This is a genomic window from Streptomyces sp. NPDC048142 (assembly GCF_043202835.1).
In the GTDB taxonomy this organism is placed as follows: domain Bacteria; phylum Actinomycetota; class Actinomycetes; order Streptomycetales; family Streptomycetaceae; genus Streptomyces.
On sequence record NZ_JBIDBC010000092.1, the window covers coordinates 1 to 1,233 of the forward strand.

The window sequence follows — 1,233 nt, forward strand, 5'->3', positions numbered from 1 at the left end:
CTACCTCGCCGGACTCCATCTCCGCGCCTCCATGATCTGGATCAAGGACCTCGCGCGGACCATCCATTGATCACAACTGGATACAGGCCCTAGCATGACGGGATGAGCCGACTGTCGAACCCTCACGCCCGGCGTTCCGCACTCCGTCTGCTGGGCGGCGCCCTCGTGACCGTGCCGCTCGCGGCATGCGGCACGGAATCCGACCCGCCCTCGCCGTCGCCCGCCGGGAAGGCGACGGGATCGCCCTCGGCTGCGGCCCGGGACGCCGGGCGCGCCTTCGCGGCGCTGGAGAAGGAGTACGCGGCGCGGCTCGGCGTGTACGCCGTCGACACCGGGACCGGGCGGACGGTCGCCCACCGTGACGGGGAACGGTTCGCCTACGCCTCCACGTTCAAGGCGCTGGCGGCGGGGGCCGTGCTGCGCATGCACGGGCTGGACGGGCTGGAGCGGGTCGTGACGTACCGCCGTGAGGAACTGGTCGACTATTCCCCCGTCACCGAGAAACACGTGGCCACCGGGATGAGCCTGGGCGATCTGTGCGACGCGGCCGTGCGCTACAGCGACAACACCGCGGGCAACCTGCTGTTCGACGAGCTCGGCGGGCCCCGGAAGCTGCAGGCCGTGCTCGCGGAGCTGGGGGACGACGTCACCCGGATGGAGCGGCGGGAGACCGAACTCAACGAGTGGTCTCCCGGTGCCACCCGTGACACCAGTACGCCCCGGGCGATGGCCGAGGACCTGCGGACGTTCGTCCTGGGCGACGCCCTCAAGAAGCCCGAGCGGGCCCGGCTCGCCCAGTGGCTCAGGGACAACACCACCGGCGGCGAGCTGATCCGGGCGGGGGTCCCGAAGGGGTGGACCGTCGGCGACAAGACCGGGGCGGGCGGTACGTACGGGACGCGCAACGACATCGCCGTGGTGTGGCCGCCCGACGCGGCGCCGCTGGTGCTGGCGGTGCTCTCCAACCGTACGGACGCGGACGCCACGTTCGACAACACGCTGATCTCCAGGGCGACGTCCGCCGCCGTCGGCGCCCTGACCGGGCAGAACACTCCCTAGGGAACAGCTCATTCCCTGGCGGGCACGCCGACGATCTCGCCGACGAAGCCCTCCAGGCCGCCCCGGAGCCCGGAGCCCCGGGGCCCCGGAACGCGATGCGGACGCTGTTGGTTAATTCGGGGCCTGCGTCTTCTTCGCCCCGTCGATCGTTTGGTCGGCGGGGCGAAGCCGTGC

Annotated in this window: 1 protein-coding gene; it reads left to right on the top strand. The window is 71.6% G+C overall.

All coding sequences use genetic code 11. The annotated features are described in order from the left end of the window. Positions 1-102: 102 nt before the first annotated feature. Positions 103-1,059 carry a class A beta-lactamase gene (gene bla / locus ACGF2Y_RS36670; RefSeq protein ID WP_392956446.1) on the top strand — a complete coding sequence of 319 codons (957 nt, stop codon included), beginning with the start codon at positions 103-105 and terminating at the stop codon, positions 1,057-1,059. Positions 1,060-1,233 lie beyond the last annotated feature (174 nt).

Coding starts and splice junctions, on each gene's coding strand:
- bla (WP_392956446.1), top strand. CDS start 103: ATGAGCCGACTGTCGAACCCTCACGCCCGGCGTTCCGCACTCCGTCTG.